Source organism: Actinomadura scrupuli (genome assembly GCF_050971785.1).
Classification (GTDB): domain Bacteria; phylum Actinomycetota; class Actinomycetes; order Streptosporangiales; family Streptosporangiaceae; genus Actinomadura_E; species Actinomadura_E scrupuli.
Genome location: NZ_JBPCCU010000013.1, coordinates 155470 through 171616, shown reverse-complemented (window position 1 = coordinate 171616; position 16147 = coordinate 155470). Strand labels below are relative to the sequence as shown.

19 protein-coding genes are annotated in these 16147 nt (G+C 72.9%); 10 read left to right on the top strand and 9 right to left on the bottom strand.

The annotated features are described in order from the left end of the window. Window positions 1–73 precede the first annotated feature (73 nt). A complete protein-coding gene (locus ACRYCC_RS40050) occupies window positions 74–2335 on the bottom strand; it encodes a peptidoglycan recognition protein family protein (RefSeq protein ID WP_433819314.1) in 2262 nt (753 codons plus the stop codon). Between the two features lie 218 nt (window positions 2336–2553). On the opposite strand from ACRYCC_RS40050, the gene ACRYCC_RS40045 reads away from it, so the two are divergent. Next, entirely contained in the window at window positions 2554–3039 is a 486-nt protein-coding gene (locus tag ACRYCC_RS40045; protein ID WP_433819313.1) for a GNAT family N-acetyltransferase, read from the top strand. Window positions 3040–3070: 31 nt separating this feature from the next. Here the strand turns inward: ACRYCC_RS40045 and ACRYCC_RS40040 are convergent, their stop codons facing one another. Beyond that, window positions 3071–3751 carry a TetR/AcrR family transcriptional regulator gene (locus ACRYCC_RS40040; protein ID WP_433819312.1) on the bottom strand — a complete coding sequence of 227 codons (681 nt, stop codon included), beginning with the start codon at window positions 3749–3751 and terminating at the stop codon, window positions 3071–3073. A 59-nt stretch (window positions 3752–3810) separates the two neighbouring features. On the opposite strand from ACRYCC_RS40040, the gene ACRYCC_RS40035 reads away from it, so the two are divergent. Together ACRYCC_RS40035 and ACRYCC_RS40030 are read left to right on the top strand one after the other, a co-directional pair. After that, window positions 3811–4116, top strand: a complete 306-nt coding sequence (locus tag ACRYCC_RS40035; RefSeq protein WP_433819311.1) for a hypothetical protein — start codon at window positions 3811–3813, stop codon at window positions 4114–4116. Between the two features lie 167 nt (window positions 4117–4283). Further along, window positions 4284–5300 (top strand): ankyrin repeat domain-containing protein, encoded by a 1017-nt coding sequence (locus ACRYCC_RS40030; RefSeq protein ID WP_433819310.1) that lies wholly within the window; start codon window positions 4284–4286, stop codon window positions 5298–5300. Here the strand turns inward: ACRYCC_RS40030 and ACRYCC_RS40025 are convergent. Beyond that, window positions 5297–5491: a DUF397 domain-containing protein gene (locus ACRYCC_RS40025; protein ID WP_433819309.1), complete on the bottom strand. Its 195-nt coding sequence runs from the start codon at window positions 5489–5491 to the stop codon at window positions 5297–5299. The two genes, ACRYCC_RS40030 and ACRYCC_RS40025, sit on opposite strands and share 4 nt — an antisense overlap. Then, window positions 5488–6342, bottom strand: coding sequence for a helix-turn-helix domain-containing protein (locus ACRYCC_RS40020; RefSeq protein ID WP_433819308.1), 855 nt, complete (start codon window positions 6340–6342; stop codon window positions 5488–5490). The genes ACRYCC_RS40025 and ACRYCC_RS40020 overlap by 4 nt, the downstream gene beginning before the upstream one ends. A 152-nt stretch (window positions 6343–6494) precedes the next feature. Between ACRYCC_RS40020 and ACRYCC_RS40015 the strand changes: the two genes are divergently transcribed. The 3 genes from ACRYCC_RS40015 to ACRYCC_RS40005 all read left to right on the top strand — a co-directional run bounded on the left by ACRYCC_RS40015 (window position 6495) and on the right by ACRYCC_RS40005 (window position 7821). Next, complete coding sequence (locus ACRYCC_RS40015; protein WP_433819307.1) at window positions 6495–6752, top strand: hypothetical protein; 258 nt, start codon at window positions 6495–6497, stop codon at window positions 6750–6752. Further along, a complete protein-coding gene (locus tag ACRYCC_RS40010) occupies window positions 6749–7225 on the top strand; it encodes an ATP-binding protein (protein ID WP_433819306.1) in 477 nt (158 codons plus the stop codon). Before ACRYCC_RS40015 ends, ACRYCC_RS40010 begins: the two co-directional genes overlap by 4 nt. A 74-nt stretch (window positions 7226–7299) precedes the next feature. Then, a complete protein-coding gene (locus tag ACRYCC_RS40005; RefSeq protein ID WP_433819305.1) occupies window positions 7300–7821 on the top strand; it encodes a hypothetical protein in 522 nt (173 codons plus the stop codon). A 65-nt stretch (window positions 7822–7886) separates the two neighbouring features. On the opposite strand, the gene ACRYCC_RS40000 is transcribed toward ACRYCC_RS40005, so the two are convergent. After that, a complete protein-coding gene (locus ACRYCC_RS40000) occupies window positions 7887–8471 on the bottom strand; it encodes a TetR-like C-terminal domain-containing protein (protein WP_433819304.1) in 585 nt (194 codons plus the stop codon). Window positions 8472–8741: 270 nt separating this feature from the next. Here ACRYCC_RS40000 and ACRYCC_RS39995 point away from each other — a divergent pair, with 270 nt between their 5' ends. Then, window positions 8742–9035 carry a hypothetical protein gene (locus ACRYCC_RS39995; RefSeq protein WP_433819303.1) on the top strand — a complete coding sequence of 98 codons (294 nt, stop codon included), beginning with the start codon at window positions 8742–8744 and terminating at the stop codon, window positions 9033–9035. Between the two features lie 60 nt (window positions 9036–9095). On the opposite strand, the gene ACRYCC_RS39990 is transcribed toward ACRYCC_RS39995, so the two are convergent. After that, window positions 9096–9704 (bottom strand): DUF4126 domain-containing protein, encoded by a 609-nt coding sequence (locus ACRYCC_RS39990; protein ID WP_433819302.1) that lies wholly within the window; start codon window positions 9702–9704, stop codon window positions 9096–9098. Between the two features lie 160 nt (window positions 9705–9864). Between ACRYCC_RS39990 and ACRYCC_RS39985 the strand changes: the two genes are divergently transcribed. Then, on the top strand, window positions 9865–10902 hold the full coding sequence (locus ACRYCC_RS39985; protein ID WP_433819301.1) for an SGNH/GDSL hydrolase family protein: 1038 nt from the start codon (window positions 9865–9867) through the stop codon (window positions 10900–10902). A 32-nt stretch (window positions 10903–10934) separates the two neighbouring features. On the opposite strand, the gene ACRYCC_RS39980 is transcribed toward ACRYCC_RS39985, so the two are convergent. The 3 genes from ACRYCC_RS39980 to ACRYCC_RS39970 form a co-directional block, all read right to left on the bottom strand. Further along, window positions 10935–12086, bottom strand: a complete 1152-nt coding sequence (locus ACRYCC_RS39980) for an NAD(P)H-dependent flavin oxidoreductase (protein WP_433819300.1) — start codon at window positions 12084–12086, stop codon at window positions 10935–10937. A 68-nt stretch (window positions 12087–12154) separates the two neighbouring features. Beyond that, complete coding sequence (locus tag ACRYCC_RS39975) at window positions 12155–12559, bottom strand: Zn-ribbon domain-containing OB-fold protein (RefSeq protein WP_433819299.1); 405 nt, start codon at window positions 12557–12559, stop codon at window positions 12155–12157. A gap of 1 nt (window position 12560) precedes the next feature. Then, complete coding sequence (locus ACRYCC_RS39970; protein ID WP_433819298.1) at window positions 12561–13769, bottom strand: thiolase family protein; 1209 nt, start codon at window positions 13767–13769, stop codon at window positions 12561–12563. 276 nt (window positions 13770–14045) lie between these two features. Here ACRYCC_RS39970 and ACRYCC_RS39965 point away from each other — a divergent pair, with 276 nt between their 5' ends. Beyond that, a complete protein-coding gene (locus ACRYCC_RS39965) occupies window positions 14046–15278 on the top strand; it encodes a sensor histidine kinase (protein WP_433819297.1) in 1233 nt (410 codons plus the stop codon). Window positions 15279–15443: 165 nt separating this feature from the next. Continuing rightward, window positions 15444–16145 (top strand): FadR/GntR family transcriptional regulator, encoded by a 702-nt coding sequence (locus ACRYCC_RS39960; RefSeq protein WP_433819296.1) that lies wholly within the window; start codon window positions 15444–15446, stop codon window positions 16143–16145. Window positions 16146–16147 lie beyond the last annotated feature (2 nt).

Below are 16147 nucleotides of genomic sequence, written 5' to 3'. Positions count from 1 at the left end.
GTCACCGGCGACTCCGGGCGCTGAGTTCACGAAGCCCGCCGGGCCGGGGGAACGGCGGCTCCGGGCACCGCCTCTAGCGCAGGTAGGCGATGCCGTCGATGGCCACGGTGGGCCGGCCCGAGGTGCCGACGACGACGATCTTGATGGTGTGCTGGGCGCTGGTGCTCCAGGTCTTGGTCCACAGCAACTGCCGGTAGGCCGTGCTGGAGGACCGGGTGTCGACGGTGGCGGCCTTGACGCCGTCGACGTAGACGTACATCGCACCCAGGTTGGTCGCGCGCTTGGTGATCAGGCCGACCGAACGCCCGGTGAAGGTCCACCGTGCCGACGCGCCCTTGGCGCCGCTGTAGAGTCCCCGGCCGCCCAGGTAGTAGCTGGTGGAGGAGCTCTTCCAGGTACCGGTGCGGGTGGCGGAGGTCTCGGCCACCAGTCCGGTGGTCCGGGTGACCGCGGAGGTGGTGAGGTTCCCGGCGGCGTCGGCGGCCGTCAGTGACCAGAGCTGCGCGGTGCCGGGCTTCGCGCCGGCGGACCAGGTGGTCGTGGCGGGGGTGAACGCCTTGGCCGCCGGCGAGGTGGCCTTCACCGACTGGAGCAGCCTGTCGTCGGTGACCTTCCAGCCGAGGGTGACCGGCACGGAGGTGGTGGACACGGTCGCCCGGCGCAGCCCGAGGGCGGCGGCCGAGGTGAAGACGGGCTTGGCCGTGTCGGCGGTGATCGGATAGGCGAGGGAGTCCGCGGTGGTCCCGTCGATGTTGACCGCGTGCAGCCGGAGGCTGTGCGCGCCGGGGGTGAGGGTCAGGGCCGCCGAGGTCGCCGTGGGGGCGGGCCGGGCGACGGTGGTGCCGTCGACGCGCACCTCGTAGGAGGAGACCGCCGCCGGCTGCCAGGTGGCGGTGACGCTGCCCTTGGTGTAGTAGGTCGTGCCGGCCTTGGTGGCGCCGGCGAGGCCGGTGACGGCGAGCGAGGCGGCGGGGGTCGTCCATTGCTTGGCGATGGTCCGGATCGCGGGGAGCCTGTCGTAGAGCTGCTGACCCGGGCAGGCGGTGGCGAATCCATCCCGGTGCCCGGAGATCGTGTTAAAGCTGACTTTCGTGCCGTAGGGGTACTTGCCGCCCGTTCCGTTCGGGGCGAGCGAGGTCAGCGTGGTCTTGCCCGCCGGATCCCCGCCGTGCAGCCCGAGCTTCCAGGCGGCGACCTTGCCGACCGCGTCCAGTGCCGGCTGGCTCGGCGCGACGCCGGGCGTGGTCTTGTCGTCGGTGGCCGTGTAGGTGCCCAGCACGGCGATCCCGGTGGTGTTGGTGTTGAAGCCGTAGGTGTGGGCGCCGTGCACGGGCCGGTCGGCCCCGCCCGCCCGGCCTTCGAAGATGGTGCCGCACTTGTCGACCAGGAAGTTGTAGCCGATGTCCGCCCAGCCCTCACTCTGCACGTGGTACAGGAAGATCGACCGGATGACGGCCGCGGACTGGGCGCAGGTGTAGGCGTTGCCGGTGTCGGTGTGGTGGACGAACGCCACGTCGACCGAGGTGTCCATGGTGGGCGGCCCTTGGACCAGCGACTCGTTGGCGCCCCATTGGGCGCGGGGGACGATCGTGGGCCGGGGCGCCGTGCTGGTCGGGGCGGGCGGGCTCGCCGAGACGCTGGCGCTCGGGCTGGGGGAGGCCGGCTCGGGACTGGCCGAGCCGGACTCCGTCGCGGTCGCGGTCGCGGTGGGCTCGGGGTCGGCCGTCGCGGTGGGCTCGGGGCTCACCGTCCCCGCGGACGGATCGGGGGCCGGGGTGTCGAGCGGTTCGACCGCCGCGGCCGGGACCATGCCCCCGCGGCCGTTCCCGCCGGTCCGGGGCCCGGAGGCGCGCGGGCCGGTGCCCGGATCGACCAGATCGACGCGCAGCCCCTGAGGGAGCGTCCGGCCGCGTCCGGCCACGCGGACCTCGACGCCGTCGGACGGGCCCACCCACAGCGCCGTCGTGCCCCCTCGCGCCCGGGAGCCGGCGGCTTCCCGGGTGTCGGGGGCGTCCTCGTTGTGCTCCCCGATCGGCGTCCACCGCGACCAGGCGCCGCTCGCCGCGGCGCGGGTACGGATCCGTACGGCGCCGTCGAGGGGCGCGCCGGCCTTGTCCCAGGTGACGCCGAGCAGGCTGAACGGCTTGGTGGCGCCCGCGGGCACCCCGACGACCTTCTTTCCCGTCCCGCCACCCGGCAGGTCCCGCAGGGCAAGCGTGTGGACCGTTCCAGGATCCGGGCGGGTCTCGGCCACGGGGGCCGGCGAACCGGTGGTGAACTGATACGTCACGACCCCCGCCGCCACCAGGCCGGCAGCGGAGACAGCGGCGACCACGCGCCTGAGCATTCGACTCTCCGATCACAAGACCGGGGAGATCTTATGGGAGGGCACCTGCCGTCCGTGCCCGCTAAATACTGCTTTTTGGTTACAAAAGTGCCGTGTGAGGCAGGAGTAGGGCGATCGCCGGGACGTGGGTTCGATGTGGTATCAGGGGCTTCCGGCCGCCGGTCCGCGAGATGGACCGTGCGGATCCGGGGTCATACGCTCTCGGGATGACCGAGGTGATACGCCGGGCCGAGCCGAAGGACCTGGCCCTGCTGCCCGGCATCGAGAACAGCGGGGACCGGGTCTTCCGCGAGGTCGGGATCGTCTTCCCGCCGGGCCCCACCGTGATCGAGGAGGCGGCGCGCACCGGTGCGGAGATCCTGGTCGCGGGTGACCCGCCCGTCGGCTTCGCCGCCGTCATCGAGCTCGACGGGCGTCCCCACCTGGAGCAGATCGCGGTTCGTCCCGACCACGGCCGCCGGGGCGTCGGCGCAGCTCTGCTCGGCGCGGTCCGCGACGGGCGGGACGGCATCACTCTGATCACCTTCCGGGACGTCCCGTGGAACGGCCCGTGGTACGCCCGCCACGGTTTCGCCGAGCTGCCGGAGGCCGCGTGGGGGCCGGAGCTGCGCGCCCACTGGCAGGCCGAGATCGACGCCGGCCTGCACCGGCTCGGGCCGCGCCTGGTGATGGCCGCCGTACCGGGCCCATAGGCCAGCGGGGCGTCGCGAGGGCGGCGACCCGTCAGGAGGGGCGCCGCGGGCCGTCCTCCAGCAGGCTGCGGCACCAGGTGTCGGCGAGCCATGTGCCGAAGCGCTCCGGGGTCCAGCCCCGCTGGTGCACCAGCAGGACGTAGTACTCGACGGCGTTCGTGCTCCAGATGACGTCCGCGACCTCGTCGTCGGGCAGGTCGGCGCGCAGCTCGCCGGTCGAGCGCAGGTCCGCGGCCAGCTCGCGCATGTTCCGCGCCCGCCGCTCGGAGATCTCCTGCCACAGGGCGGCGCACTCGGGGTCGGTGGCGGCGGCGTCCCGCAGCGCCAGGAACACGGGGGCGAGCCGCTGCTGGATGTCGGAGATCGCGGCGGCGTAGATGGCCAGCTTCTCCCGCGCGCCGGACGCCGCGCGGATGCGCCCGACGTACTCGCGTTCCTGCGCGGTGACCGGATGGTCGGTCCCCGACAGCGACGTCTCCACCAGCTCCCGGAGCAGGGCGGGCTTGCGGCCGACCGTGGCGTAGACGGTGTCCACGGCCACCCCGGCCTCGGCCGCGATGTCCCCGACCGTGGTGGCGGCATAGCCCCGCCGCACGAGCAGGTCCCGGGCCGCCGTGAGCACGGCTCGCCGCGTCGCCGCGGCCCGCTGCGCGCGGCGTGGGGCGTGGTACGGGCGCTTTCCGGCTCCCGGGGGCTTGACATCGTCGCTCATGGGTTCTTAGCCTACCCATATTCGTCCGATACCGCTTCGGACCAAATTGGGAGAGCCTCATGGTCTACGCCTACATCCAGGACGTACCGATCGACACCGGCCTCTACGAGCGGATCATCGACGAGCTCGGCCCCGAGCCGCTGGCCGGCTCGCTGCTGCACCTGTGCGTGCGGCTGCCCGAGGGCGGCCTGCGCTACATCGACGTCTGGGAGTCCGAGGACGCCTGCGCCAAGGCGTTCGACGAGCGCATCCACCCGGCGGTCGACGCCGCGTTCGGGGGGCACCGGCCTCCCGGAGAGCCCACCGTGCAGCACCTGGACGTCGTCCACGCCACCGGCGCGGTCCTCCAGCCCCAGGCGCCGTGATCCGACGCGCCCGCCCCGGCTCCGGGAGCTATCGTGGGGGCGGGCGTGAGAGGGCGCCTCCGGGTCCGCGGGCAGGACGGAGTCCACCTCTGCGCAGCACCCGTGTTCGCCGGTGACGATCTCCTTCCGGCCTGGCATGCGGACCGCGGGCCCAGCGAGGAGACGTCATGCCACCCCTTCCGCAGCGGCCCGATCTCGGCTGGCTACGCCGCCAGGCCAAAGACCTGCTCCGGGCCGCCAGGAACGGCGACGCCGAGGCGGCCGCCCGGATCCACGCGGTGTCGAGCCGTCTCATCCTGGCGGCCGCGCAGTCGGCCATCGCCCGTGAGCACGGCTTCGCGAGCTGGGCCAGGCTGAAGACCGAGGTCGAGCGCCGCGACATCCTCAACAGCCGCGACCTCGGCCGCCTGGCCGCCCTGCTGGCCGAGCGGCCGGACCAGGCCACCAGCGAGATGCGGCACTGGTGCGACCACCTCCAGGGCGCCTCCCCGCTCGGCTACATGGCCATGCTGCGATTCGACGCCCGCCGCCTCGGCCTGACCGGAGACCTGCCCGGGACCGGCGCCATGGCTCAAGCGCTGATCGACGCCGGGGCGGCCGTGAACGGCGGCCCGCATGATCCCGAGACCCCGCTCATGACCGCGGCCAGCTACGGAGACGCCGAAGTCGCCGCCGTGCTCATCGCCAACGGGGCCGATCTCGAAGCCACCGCGAGTCCCGAGGCGGGCGGCGTCCCCGGCGGCACCGCCCTGCTCCATGCGGCGGTGTTCGGCATGACCGGCGTCGTCGATGTCCTCGTCGCCGCGGGCGCCGGGATCCGCGGCATCGAGGAGGCGGCGGCGGCAGGCGACGTGACCGCCTGGCTCACCCCCGGCACCCCGCCGCAGGCCCGGATCCGGGCGCTGACCATGGCGGCCGACCACCAGCGCCTGGACGTCATCGGCCAGCTCGTCGACGCCGGAACCCCCATCGACGCCGACGACACCGAGCACGGACGCCAAGCCCTGCGCCTGGCCGCGCAGAACGGCAGGGCCGCCAGTGTCCGGCGTCTCCTCGACCTCGGCGCCGACCCCGGCATCCGCGACACCCGGCACCACCTTACCGCGCTGGAGTGGTGCCGGCTCGGCGATGGCCCCGGGCACCGTCAGGTCGAAGCCCTCCTCCGGCCCGTCACGCCGCCCTAGCCCGCTTTGATCTCCGTCATGAGGGCCCGCCACGCGGCGGAGCCGAAGGCGAGCACGGGACCACCGGGGTCTTTCGAGTCGCGTACGGCCACCAGCCGATCGGCCCGGGCCACCTCGACGCAGGTGCCTTGGCCGCTGTCGCTGTAACTGCTTTTCCGCCAAGGGGATGTGAATATGCCCGGCTCTCTCATGGCTCTGAGAATATGCGGTGGATCAGGACCCGGGATTCTTGCTTCGGCAATGCCACGGCTCTCACTCGGTCGAACGCTTCTCGGTATCGGATCAGATTCGCATCGAGGTCCAGGGTTCGTCGTCCTGTCAGGGTATTGATCAGCACCACCCGAAGGATGGGCGGCAAGCCGAGCGCCAGCATTGAAAACGTCTCACTGATGCCGGGATCGGCTGCGCAGGAGAACGGAAGCACCTGCACGGTGATGTGGTCCTGGTCGAAGACGTCGAGCAGTCGGTGCAACTGGGCGCGCATCGTCTCGGGACCGCCTCTGGGCCGCCGCAGCGCGGCCTCGTCGATCACCGTGTGGAACCGAGGCGGGTCGGCTCTCCGCAAGATGCGCTGCCGGGCCATGCGAAACGCGAGCAGATCATCCGTCCTGCCGAGCAGGCTCCCGCTCAGGCTCGATCGCATGATGGCGTGCGCGTATTCCTCGGTCTGGAGTAACCCGGGAATGAACTGGGTCTCCACGGAATCAAGCCGTGCCGCGTCCCACTCCAGTGAGGCGTAGTCGAGATCCGGGGCCGAGATCACGTCCTTGAACTCCGACCACCAGCCGTTCTGGCGTTCCTGCTCGGCCAGGGTCATCAGGGCCCGGTGCGGGCCGGGGGCGACGTCGTACACGTCGAGGATGTATTTGAGATCACGGGGGCGGAGCGGCTGCTGGCCCTGCTCGATCCGGCTGAGCGACGAGGCGGATCTGTCGAGGTGACGCTCGGCCGCCTTGAGCGTCATCCGGGCCCGTTCGCGGAGTTCGCGCAGGCTCCTGCCGATGTGGCGGAGCCGGACGGAGGACACCACTTCTTCCCGCATGAGGTCACAGTGTCACGCTCCGCAGTCATTCGGGCCGGGAGCGGACGGTTGTGGATTTCCCATTACGGGTCCTCCGGCCGTTGACGGAACGTGTTGTCCGGGTCGCCTTCCGCGACGAGGCTGGCGAGCGGCAACGAGGGGAAGGAACGGCGATGGCGCCTTGTGAGATCCGGTACGGGCTGCTGGTCCGGCCGGCGTGGGAACTGCGGGCGATCCCGGTCGGCACCTGGCTGGTGCTGCCGTGCCGCGCGGAGCCGGTGCTGTACGTCGCCGCCGGCAACGGCCGGAAGGACACGATCGTCGTCGTCCGGCGTGACGGTCACTGGCGGCTGCTGTGGCGGGGCGCGGAACTGGACGGCGGGCATCTCGGCGTGGCCGCCCGGCACATCGCGGCGGGGACCGCCGTATGACGGCGGAACCGGCGGAACCGGCGGTGCTCGGCTCGATCACGCTGCCCGGGGTCACGCGCTCGGCCGCCTGCGCCCGGCGCTTCACGCGGGACGTGCTCGGGCCGGAGCATCCGTCGCTGCACGACGTGCGGACCTGTGTCAGCGAGGGCGTCACCAACGCCGTCCTGCACACCGCCTCGGGCCGGGGCGGCACGGTGACCGTCACCTTCCGGGCCGCCGGAGGCATGATCGTCACCGAGGTGACCGACGACGGCGCCGGCGGGGCCCGGCCGTACGTCCGGGACGAGCCGTCCGCGGTGCACGGGCGGGGGTTGCGGATCATCGACGCGCTCACCCTCGCGTGGGGTTTCCGCGCGGACGGGGACCGGACCACCGTGTGGATGCGGTTCCCCGGGCCGGTGCCCGCGGTCCCCGGCACCGGCGGTTCCGAGCTCGCAAGATCGCCTGCGTATACGTCCCTGTCCAGCGGGTAGGCGTCATTGACCAGGGAAAATCGACCTCGACCAGTGAAAATCGACCCGAAATCGATTCGCACTCGGAGATCCTCATGACCACGACGAAGAGTCCGCAGGGGAAGGTACGCCCGGACCCCGGGCTGCTGGGCATCTATCTCAACGATCATCTGACCGGCGCCACCGCGGGCATGGAACTGGCCCGCCGGATGGCCGGATCACAGCACATGCCGGATGCGCGGGACGAGCTTCGGCGGCTGGCGGACGAGATCGCCGAAGACCGCGCCGCCCTCACCCAGATCATGGAAACGCTCGGCGTGCCCCTCCGGCACTACAAGGTCTACCTCGGCTGGGTCGCGGAGAAGGTCGGCCGGATCAAGCCAAACGGCCGGCTGGTGGGCCGCTCGCCGCTGAGCGACCTGCTCGAACTGGAGTCCCTGATGCTGGGCGTGGAGGGCAAGGCGGCGCTGTGGCGGGTGCTGCGCAACATCGCCGGAGCCGAGAGGCGGCTGGAGACGCGGCGGCTCGACAAGCTGATCGAGCGGGCCCAGTCCCAGTCGCGGACGCTGGGGGAGCTGCACCTGAAGGTCGCCTCGCGGACGTTCCACAAGACCTGACCGCCCGGCGGAAAGGGTCTCGCCGCAGGCGGGCGCGCGGTCCGGGCGTCAGCGTGCCCCGGGCGTCAGCGTGAGTCGTTGCGGACCAGCAGCGGCAGCAGCACCGTGTCGACCAGCAGCTCGGCCAGCTGGGCGTCCGGCATCGGGTCGCGCAGCAGCACCCGGTAGGTCATCAGGGCGGGCACCAGCCGCAGCATCATGCGCGGGTCGACCTCGGGGCGCAGGTCCCCGCGCAGCATCGCCCGGCCCAGGACCTTGCGGCCGCACTCGATGCGGGGGGCCAGGAACCGCTCCCGGAAGGCCTGGTCCAGCTCGGGATTGTCGCGCAGCTGGGACATGATCCGCACCAGCAGGTCGCCGTGGGCGGCGAACTCGCGGGCCATCCAGGTCGTCACGTACACCAGCTCGACGCGCAGCGAACCCTCGTCCGGGGGCTCGCTGGGCACCGGGCCGATGGCGTCCAGCAGCGCGTCCATGATCAGGTCGGCGGGGCGCGGCCAGCGTTCCTGCACCAGCCGGACGTCCGCCTCCGCGCGCTCGCCGACCTCCTGGTGGGTGAACTCGCGGTAGGAGCGCTCCGAGAGCAGGGCGAGCGCCGTCTCGAAGACGTCGCCGATCAGCAGATCCGTTCCGCCGTCCAGAGCGTGCACGACATCCCCTTCACCAGTCGACGGGTGTAGCGCTGGGTTTCCCGAGCGAGGCGCCCCCCGGCGCGCCCTGTCATGGGATGGCACTATATGGCCGCAGTCAACAATTTCGACAATGCCTGCCCGGATACGCCCGTTCCTGAGAAGGTTATCCGGCAGAGCCGGGGGCAAAAGGGACGGGCGGGGACCGTGGTCACGGGGCAAAGGCGCGCCCGTCACCGGCCCGCATCCATCCGTGAACCCGAATACTCCGATCCCTCCCGAGGAGACGACATGCCGTACGGACAGCTCGCCGAAGGCCAGGGCGCGATCACGCCGATCTCGCTGCCGAAGGGCCGCTACAAGACCATCGGCTTCATCGCCGACAACGGCCTGCAGAGCCTGCCGCCCGCGGCGTTGCGGGTGGCGGTCTACCACGGCGGCGGTGCCTGGAAGGTCGACCAGGTGACGGTCGACTCCACCAAGGGCCAGACGGTCGTGACCTTCACCGACCCGGCCGACACGTCCGGTATCTCGGTACGGCGTGAGGACGCGGGAGACGTGCACGTCGCCTGGGAGGTGTCCTGACCGGTGGCCGGCCTCCCGGGCCGCCGGCGCGCCGATGCTCCCCGCGCGCGAGCGTAGGGGTCAGCCGGGCCGCGCCGCCGCCGCACGGCGTGCCCGGCGGCGGCGCAGCGCCACCGCGGCCCGCACCAGCCGGATCGTGACCAGGGCGAACACCACGAGCGCGATCAGGGCCAGCACGGGCGCGAGCACCGCCAGCAGGCTCATGGTCAGCGAGACGGCGTCCTCGGCCGCGCTCACCACCGGGGTGCCGGTGCCCGCGGTGCCCACGTTGACCGCGGGCCGGACCCCGGCCTTGGTCAGGTGGACGGCGAAGGCCACGGCGATGCCCAGGACCCAGCCGATCCACGGGTTGTCGTGCATGAAGGACGAGGAGTCGACCTGACCGGCGGCGCTGGTGGCGGCGAAGACCGCGCCACCGGCCGCGGGCCGGATCAGCGTCTGGATCGCGTCGTTGAGGTGGTCGACCACGGCGACCTTGTCCAGCACGACCTCGGCGGCCAGCAGCACCGCCACGATCGCGAGCACCCAGCCGTTGCTCATCCAGCCGTACTCGTCCGGCAGCGTCACCGTGTGGGTGAGCATCGCCAGCAACCCGACCACCAGCACCGGGATATAGGCGTTCAGGCCGGCGGCGGCCGCCAATGACAGTCCTGTGACCATCGCGAACATCGAGTGGACCCCCGAATAGACGAGTGCTGCTTGGACCGACCATTCCCCGCGGCGGTTCCCTGTCCTCCTCCGGAGTGAGAAAACTCACCGGCGCCGCCCGGGAACACGACCGGCACCCGCGGACGTCCTCCAGTGGGGACAACTCCAGAGGGGGTGGCGGGTGACGCGATGGCGCAGGGTGCGGGAGCGTCTGGGCAGGCGCGGCACCACGGCACTGGCGGTGACGTCCGCCCTCGTCCTGATCGCCGTGATGGCGATCCCCTTCTCGCTCGGCGACGGCCCGCGGCGCTGCACGGGCCGCGGGTGCCTCACCAGGCCGTGGCCCGGGATCCCGTCGCCCCCGCGGCCGATCACCCCGCTGGAGGCCGCGACCCAGGGCGGCTACGTCGCGCTCGGGGACTCCTACTCCTCCGGGGAGGGCGCCTACGCCGTCACCGCCGACCGCGCCGTCGGCAACCGCTGCCACCGTACGTCCCAGGCCTACTTCCATCTCGTCGTGCAGGCCTTCCGCTTCGCCCGGGGCGCGGCGTTCTGGGCCTGCTCGGGCGCGACGACGTACAGCGTGCTGCACGGCAAGGGCGGCGAGCCGCCGCAGACCGACCGGCTCAGCGGAGACACCAGCCTGGTCACCCTCAGCGTCGGCGGCAACGACGCGGGCTTCTCCCGGGTGCTGGCCGGGTGCATGGTGCGGCTGCCGTTCTCGGCGGGCTGCCGCGAGCAGGGGCCGGCGATCACCGAGCGGCTGCTGGCGCTCCGCGCCGACCTCAGGACCGTGCTGGACACGGTGGTGCGGCGGGCCCCGGCCGCGCGGGTCCTCGTCCTGGGCTACCCGCGGCTGTTCTCGGAGGTCTCGGGCGGCTCGCTCGACAACCTCACCGTCGGCGACCAGCAGTGGCTCAACGGCCAGGGCCGCGTGCTCGACGAGCTGATCCGGCAGGTCGCCGCGGACGCCGACCGGCGGATCGTCGCGGCCAGGGGCAAGGGCAGCGTCGAGTTCGTGGACGCCTACCACGCGTTCGCCGGCCATGAGGTCGGCAGCGGCGAGCCGTACGTCAACGGGCTGGGCGTCGACCTGGTGAACCTGGTCGCCGAGTCGCGCAGCTTCCACCCCAACGCCTCGGGCTACCGCCACCTCGCGCAGCTGATCACCGCGCAGATCAAGACCGGCCCGCCCCGCCCCCTCCTCCAATTCCGCTGAGCCGGCCGCCCCACCGCCCCACCGCCGGTGGCTCAGGTTGAGGTGATCTTGTTGAGGCGCTCCAGGGCGTCGGCGAACTCCTCGACCATGTCGTAGACGACCTGGCGGGCGGGCTTGACGGTGTTCATCAGGCCGACGCACTGGCCGACGAAGTAGTTCGCCAGCTGCCGGGCGCCCTCGTTGCCGCTCTCGCTGACCTTGTTGACGTGCCGCAGCGCCCCCTCGGCGACGATCATCTGCAGCGGCATGGGCAGCGCGCCGGGGCTGTCGGGCCCCTCCCACTCCTCGGTCCACGCCGACCTGAGCTGGCGCGCGGGCTTGCCGGTACGGGACCGGGAGCGGATCGTGTCGCGGGAGGTGGCCGCGATCATCTTGGCCTTCACCACCGGCGGCGTCTCCGCCTCCTCGGTGGTGAGCCAGACCGAGCCGCACCAGACGCCGGAGGCGCCCAGGGCCATCGAGGCGGCCATCTGCCGGCCGGTGGCGATGCCGCCGGCGGCCAGCACCGGGACCGGGGCGACGGTGTCGACCACCTCCGGGACGAGCACCATCGTGGAGACCTCCCCGGTGTGCCCGCCCGCCTCGCCGCCCTGGGCGACGATCAGGTCCACGCCCGCGGCGACCTGGCGGCGGGCGTGCTCGACCGTACCGACCAGCGCCGCCACCGGCACCCCGGCGGCCCGCGCCTTCTCCACCATGACGGGCGGGGGAGCGCCGAGCGCGCTGGCGATGAGCCGGATCGGGTGGGAGAGCGACACGTCGATCAGCTCGGTGGCGCCCTCCTTGGTGACCTGGCGGGCACCGCCCTGGGCGGCGCGGGCGCCGTCGGCCCGGGAGAGGTCGGGGGCGGGCACGCCGTACTTCTCGAACAGGTGGGCCACGAACGCCCAGTGCTCGGCGGGGATGGCGCCGAGCACGGAGTCCATGCCCCCCTCGCCCCGGCCCGCCCGCTCCGCCGACGAGTCGATCTTGCCGGGCACCAGGACGTCCACGCCGTACGGCCGCCCGCCGACGTGGTCGTCGATCCAGCGCAGCTCCTCCTCGAGCCGCTCCGGGGTGTACGCCACGGCGCCGAGCACGCCGAAGCCGCCGGCGTTGGTGACGGCGGCGACCACGTCGCGGCAGTGGCTGAACGCGAACAGCGGGAACTCGATCCCGAACGTCTCGCAGACCTCGGTCTTCATGGCCGCTCCCTGGGTGCTTCAGGTGGTGCTTCGAGTGGGCTTCAAGGGATGCTGTCAAGGATGGCGGGTCAGGCCGGGCCGAAGAAGAGGTAGGCCTCGCCCTCCGGCGGGTGCCCGAAGCGGGCGCGCAGCGGCATGCCCTCGTGGAGGTCTCCCGCGCCGTCGAGCCGGGTGTGCAGCCACGGCCCCTCGTCGAGCTCGACCAGGGCCAGCACCACCGGTTCCGGTACGGTGCCGTCCTCGCGGGGCCGGCCGTGCGTGATCGTCCAGGTCACCAGCGTGGCCTGGCCGGACGACCGGGCCCAGGCGGGCTCCTCGCCGCCGCAGCCGGGGCAGGTGCTGGTGTCGGGAGCGGACCACCGGCTGCAGGCCTCGCACCGCCTGATCATCAGCCGGTCGGCCGCCGCGCCGTCGAAGAAGGCGTCGGTACGGCCGTCGCGCCGCAGGACTCCGAGGTCGGGGTGAGCGCCCATCTCAGGCTCCCTTGGCGTGCGGGCTGACGATCAGCGTGGAGTGGTGGTCGAGGATGCCGCCGTTGCCGCTGACCAGGACCACGTCGTTGGCGGGGACCTGCCGTTCGCCGCCCTCGCCGCGGGCCTGCACGACCGCCTCCGACAGCGGGGTCATGCCCCACATGTAGTAGGCCGACAGCTGACCGCCGCCGGTGTTGGTGGGCAGCGAGCCGCCGGGCCCGAGGGCGCCCGACGCGGCGAAGGCCCCGCCCTCGCCCTTGCCGCAGAAGCCGTAGTCCTCCAGCGACACCAGGACCGTGAAGGTGTAGCAGTCGTAGAGCTGGCACACGTCGACGTCGTCCGCGGTGATCCCGGCCATCTTCATCGCGATCGGCCCGGAGGTCGCGGCTCCGGTGGTCAGCCCGAACCCGCTGCCGCGCTCCTTGCGGTGACCGGGGTGGCCCTGGCCCCAGCCCCAGACGTGCACGGGCGGCCGGGCCAGGTCCCGCGCCCGGTCGGCGCCGGTGACCACGACGGCGATGGCGCCGTTGGAGACCAGGCAGCAGTCGAGCAGGTGCAGCGGCTCGGCCACCCAGCGGGAGTTCTGGTGGTCCTCGAGGGTGATCGGGTCGCGCAGCTGGGCGAGCGGGTTCATGGCCGCCCACTGCCGCGTGCTCACCGCGATGGCGCCCAGCTGCTCACTGGTGGTCCCGTAATGCGCCATGTGGCGCTGGGCGGCGAGCGCGTAGAAGGAGTTGACGCTGCGGAAGCCGAGCGCCGCCGTCATCCCGCCGTAGCCGTAGAACTCGCGGGCCGCCGGGGCGGCTCCGCCCCGGGCGGACCGGGCGGAGAAGTCGTAGGCGCTGCCCGCCGACTGCCGGGGCTTGAGCGGGGCGTCGGCGAAGACGCAGGCGACCGTGGTGGCGGCGCCGCTGAGCACCGACATGGCCGCGTACGACACCATCGCGCCGGCGGTCGCCCCGAAGGCGTTCACCTGGGTGAGCAGCCGCAGATCCGTCAGCCCGAGGGTCTCGGCCAGCTCGATGCCGGGCGAGCCGCCCATGCCGTGGCTGACCAGCAGGCCGTCGAGGTCGCCGAGCCCGAGGCCCGCGTCGGCCACGGCCCGGCGGACCGCGTCGGCGGCGAACCGGCGCGGGCTGGGACCGTACACCTTGCCGAGCTCGGTCATGCCGAGCCCGGCGATCGCCGCTCCGCCGCTCCGCTCACTCATGCGCCACCGCCGTGCGTCCCTCCACCTCGGCTACGTTCCCCCGGGCCACCGTACCGAATCACATTCGGTACGGCCACGGGGGGTGGGGACCGGGCCCGGCGAGACCGTCAGCCGGTGGCCTGCTCACAGCCGCCCGCCGGCGGATCGCCGTCCGCTCCACCCTCCGGCCTGCCCTCGTCCTGCCCCGGGTGGAGGAGCCGTGTCGTCCCCAGGTGCTATGTCGGGCTCGTACCATGGTGCGACGTGCAAGGGTCGGCGCATGTCTAGGGTCGGAGCGTGACAACGGGACGAGTGGTGGGCTATGCCCGGACGATGCGCGCACGGGCACCCTGGCGGTGGCTGACGCCCTCGGTGCGCTCCCGGGTCTTCGACGGCCTCCTCGCGCTCTTCGTCGTCACGGTGGACCTGGGGGCCCTGGTCCAGAAGACCGATGACGGCATCTCGGCCCGGGTCGTCCTCGTGGGCGTGCTGGTCCTGGTCCGCGGCGCCGCCCTGCTGCCGCGCCGGCGGCACCCGGTGGCCGTGCTCGCCGTCGTGGTGCTCCTCGACATCGCGACCCACGCGCTGCTGCCGAGCGCCGCCGATCTGCAGAGCGGCCCCGCGCTGATCGCGATGTACAGCTGCGGCAGGTACCGGCCGGTGGCGGTCGGCTGGATCGCCGGCGCCGCGGCCGCCACCGCCTTCAGCCTCTCCCTGCTGTTCTGGCCCGCGAAGAACGTCTTCAGTGGCTTGATCATCTTTGCGCTGACCATCGCGCTCGGCCAGTACATGCGGGTCCGCCGGGAGATGGCGGTGCGCCGCGGGGTCGAGCAGGCCGAGACCGCGGTGCGGATCGAACGCCAGCGGATCGCCCGCGAGCTGCACGACGTGGTGGCCCACCACATCAGCGTGATGAGCGTGCTCGTCGGCGCCGCCCGCACGACGATGGCGATCGACCCGGCGAAGGCGGCCGAGGCCCTGCTCACCACGGAGCGCACCGCCCGGGAGGCGCTGGCCGAGATGCGCCAGCTGCTCGCGGTGCTGCGCGCCGAGGGCACCGACGACCCCGAGCCCGCGCTCGGCGCCCGCGCCGCCGAGGTGCCCGCCCTGGTGGCCGCCGTGCGGGCGACCGGGCTGCGCGTCCACCTCGAGGTCGCCGGCACCGTCCGGGAACTCCCCGCCTCGGTGGACCTCGCGGTGTACCGCATCGTCCAGGAGGCGCTGACCAACACCCGCAAGCACGCGGCCGGGGCGCAGGCCTGGGTGTGGATCCGCTACGAGCGGGCCGCGGTCGCGGTGGAGGTGCTGGACGACGGCGGGAGCGGGGCCGCCGCGTCCACCGCCGCGCAGCCGGGCGGCGGCTACGGGCTGGGCGGCATGGCCGAGCGGGTGGCGCTGTGCGGCGGCCGGCTGCAGTCCGGTCACCGCCCCGAGGGCGGCTTCCGCGTGCAGGCCCGCATCCCGGTGCCGGTCACCGCCGAGATCGTCGCGCCCGCCGCCGTGGAGTCCCCGGCCGACCACGGTTCCTGAGCCGCGCCCAGGCCGGGCCCCCGCCACGGCCCGGACGGCGGCACGGGCTGGGCGACGGGCGCTCGCCGGCAGGGTTGACGTACGAGGGGACCGCGTGCCACGGTGTGCGCCTGGACCAGTGGCTGATCCACTGGACCACTTGCCCGCGGACCGTGAAGGTGCGACATGATCACCCCGATCACCCACGACACCGTCGTCGACGCCCTCGTCGGGCGCCTCCGCGACGACATCCTCGGCGGCGTCTACCCGCCCGGGTCGTACCTGCCCGCCGAGCGCGAGCTCGCCGTCAGCTACGGCATCACCCGCACCTCCCTCAAGCACGCGATGGTCCGGCTGGTGCAGGCCGGCCTGCTGGAGACCAGGCACGGCGTGGGCACCCGGGTGCTGGACTACGAGCGCTTCGGCGGCGCCGAACTGCTCCCCATGCTCGTCTCCACCCTCGGCCCGCAGTGGATGGCCGAGATCTTCGACGCCCGGCGCGAGGTCGGCGCGCTGGTCGCCGCCCAGGCCGCCGGGAACGCCGGCCCCGAGGACCACGAACGGCTGTGGACCCTGCTGGAGGAACTGCGCACCGCCCCGACCCCCTCCACGGCGCAGCTGACCGAGTGCGAGATCCACCGGGTGGTGGCCGCCGCCACCGGCAACCGGGTGTACGCGATGCTGGTCAACACCCTGCTCAGCGCCTACATGGAGGTGCGGGAGGCCTTCCAGCGGGCCTTCGAGGATCCCGCCGCCACCGCGGCCTGGATCACCCCGGTCATCACCGCCATCTGCGCGGGCAACGCCGACGGCGCCCGCGCGGCGGCGCAGGCGTACCTGCGCAGGACCGAACAGCTCATGCTCGCCCCCGCTCCGGAGAAGAGGTAGGC

Excerpts from the sequence above, each read along its gene's own strand:
- ACRYCC_RS40030 (WP_433819310.1), top strand. The coding sequence starts at position 4,284 with ATGCCACCCCTTCCGCAGCGGCCCGATCTCGGCTGGCTACGCCGCCAG.
- ACRYCC_RS39995 (WP_433819303.1), top strand. The coding sequence starts at position 8,742 with ATGCCGTACGGACAGCTCGCCGAAGGCCAGGGCGCGATCACGCCGATC.
- ACRYCC_RS40010 (WP_433819306.1), top strand. The coding sequence starts at position 6,749 with ATGACGGCGGAACCGGCGGAACCGGCGGTGCTCGGCTCGATCACGCTG.
- ACRYCC_RS39960 (WP_433819296.1), top strand. The coding sequence starts at position 15,444 with ATGATCACCCCGATCACCCACGACACCGTCGTCGACGCCCTCGTCGGG.
- ACRYCC_RS40045 (WP_433819313.1), top strand. The coding sequence starts at position 2,554 with ATGACCGAGGTGATACGCCGGGCCGAGCCGAAGGACCTGGCCCTGCTG.
- ACRYCC_RS40005 (WP_433819305.1), top strand. The coding sequence starts at position 7,300 with ATGACCACGACGAAGAGTCCGCAGGGGAAGGTACGCCCGGACCCCGGG.
- ACRYCC_RS39990 (WP_433819302.1), bottom strand. The coding sequence starts at position 9,704 with ATGTTCGCGATGGTCACAGGACTGTCATTGGCGGCCGCCGCCGGCCTG.
- ACRYCC_RS40020 (WP_433819308.1), bottom strand. The coding sequence starts at position 6,342 with ATGCGGGAAGAAGTGGTGTCCTCCGTCCGGCTCCGCCACATCGGCAGG.
- ACRYCC_RS40035 (WP_433819311.1), top strand. The coding sequence starts at position 3,811 with ATGGTCTACGCCTACATCCAGGACGTACCGATCGACACCGGCCTCTAC.
- ACRYCC_RS40015 (WP_433819307.1), top strand. The coding sequence starts at position 6,495 with ATGGCGCCTTGTGAGATCCGGTACGGGCTGCTGGTCCGGCCGGCGTGG.
- ACRYCC_RS39970 (WP_433819298.1), bottom strand. The coding sequence starts at position 13,769 with ATGAGTGAGCGGAGCGGCGGAGCGGCGATCGCCGGGCTCGGCATGACC.
- ACRYCC_RS39975 (WP_433819299.1), bottom strand. The coding sequence starts at position 12,559 with ATGGGCGCTCACCCCGACCTCGGAGTCCTGCGGCGCGACGGCCGTACC.
- ACRYCC_RS39980 (WP_433819300.1), bottom strand. The coding sequence starts at position 12,086 with ATGAAGACCGAGGTCTGCGAGACGTTCGGGATCGAGTTCCCGCTGTTC.
- ACRYCC_RS40040 (WP_433819312.1), bottom strand. The coding sequence starts at position 3,751 with ATGAGCGACGATGTCAAGCCCCCGGGAGCCGGAAAGCGCCCGTACCAC.
- ACRYCC_RS40025 (WP_433819309.1), bottom strand. The coding sequence starts at position 5,491 with ATGAGAGAGCCGGGCATATTCACATCCCCTTGGCGGAAAAGCAGTTAC.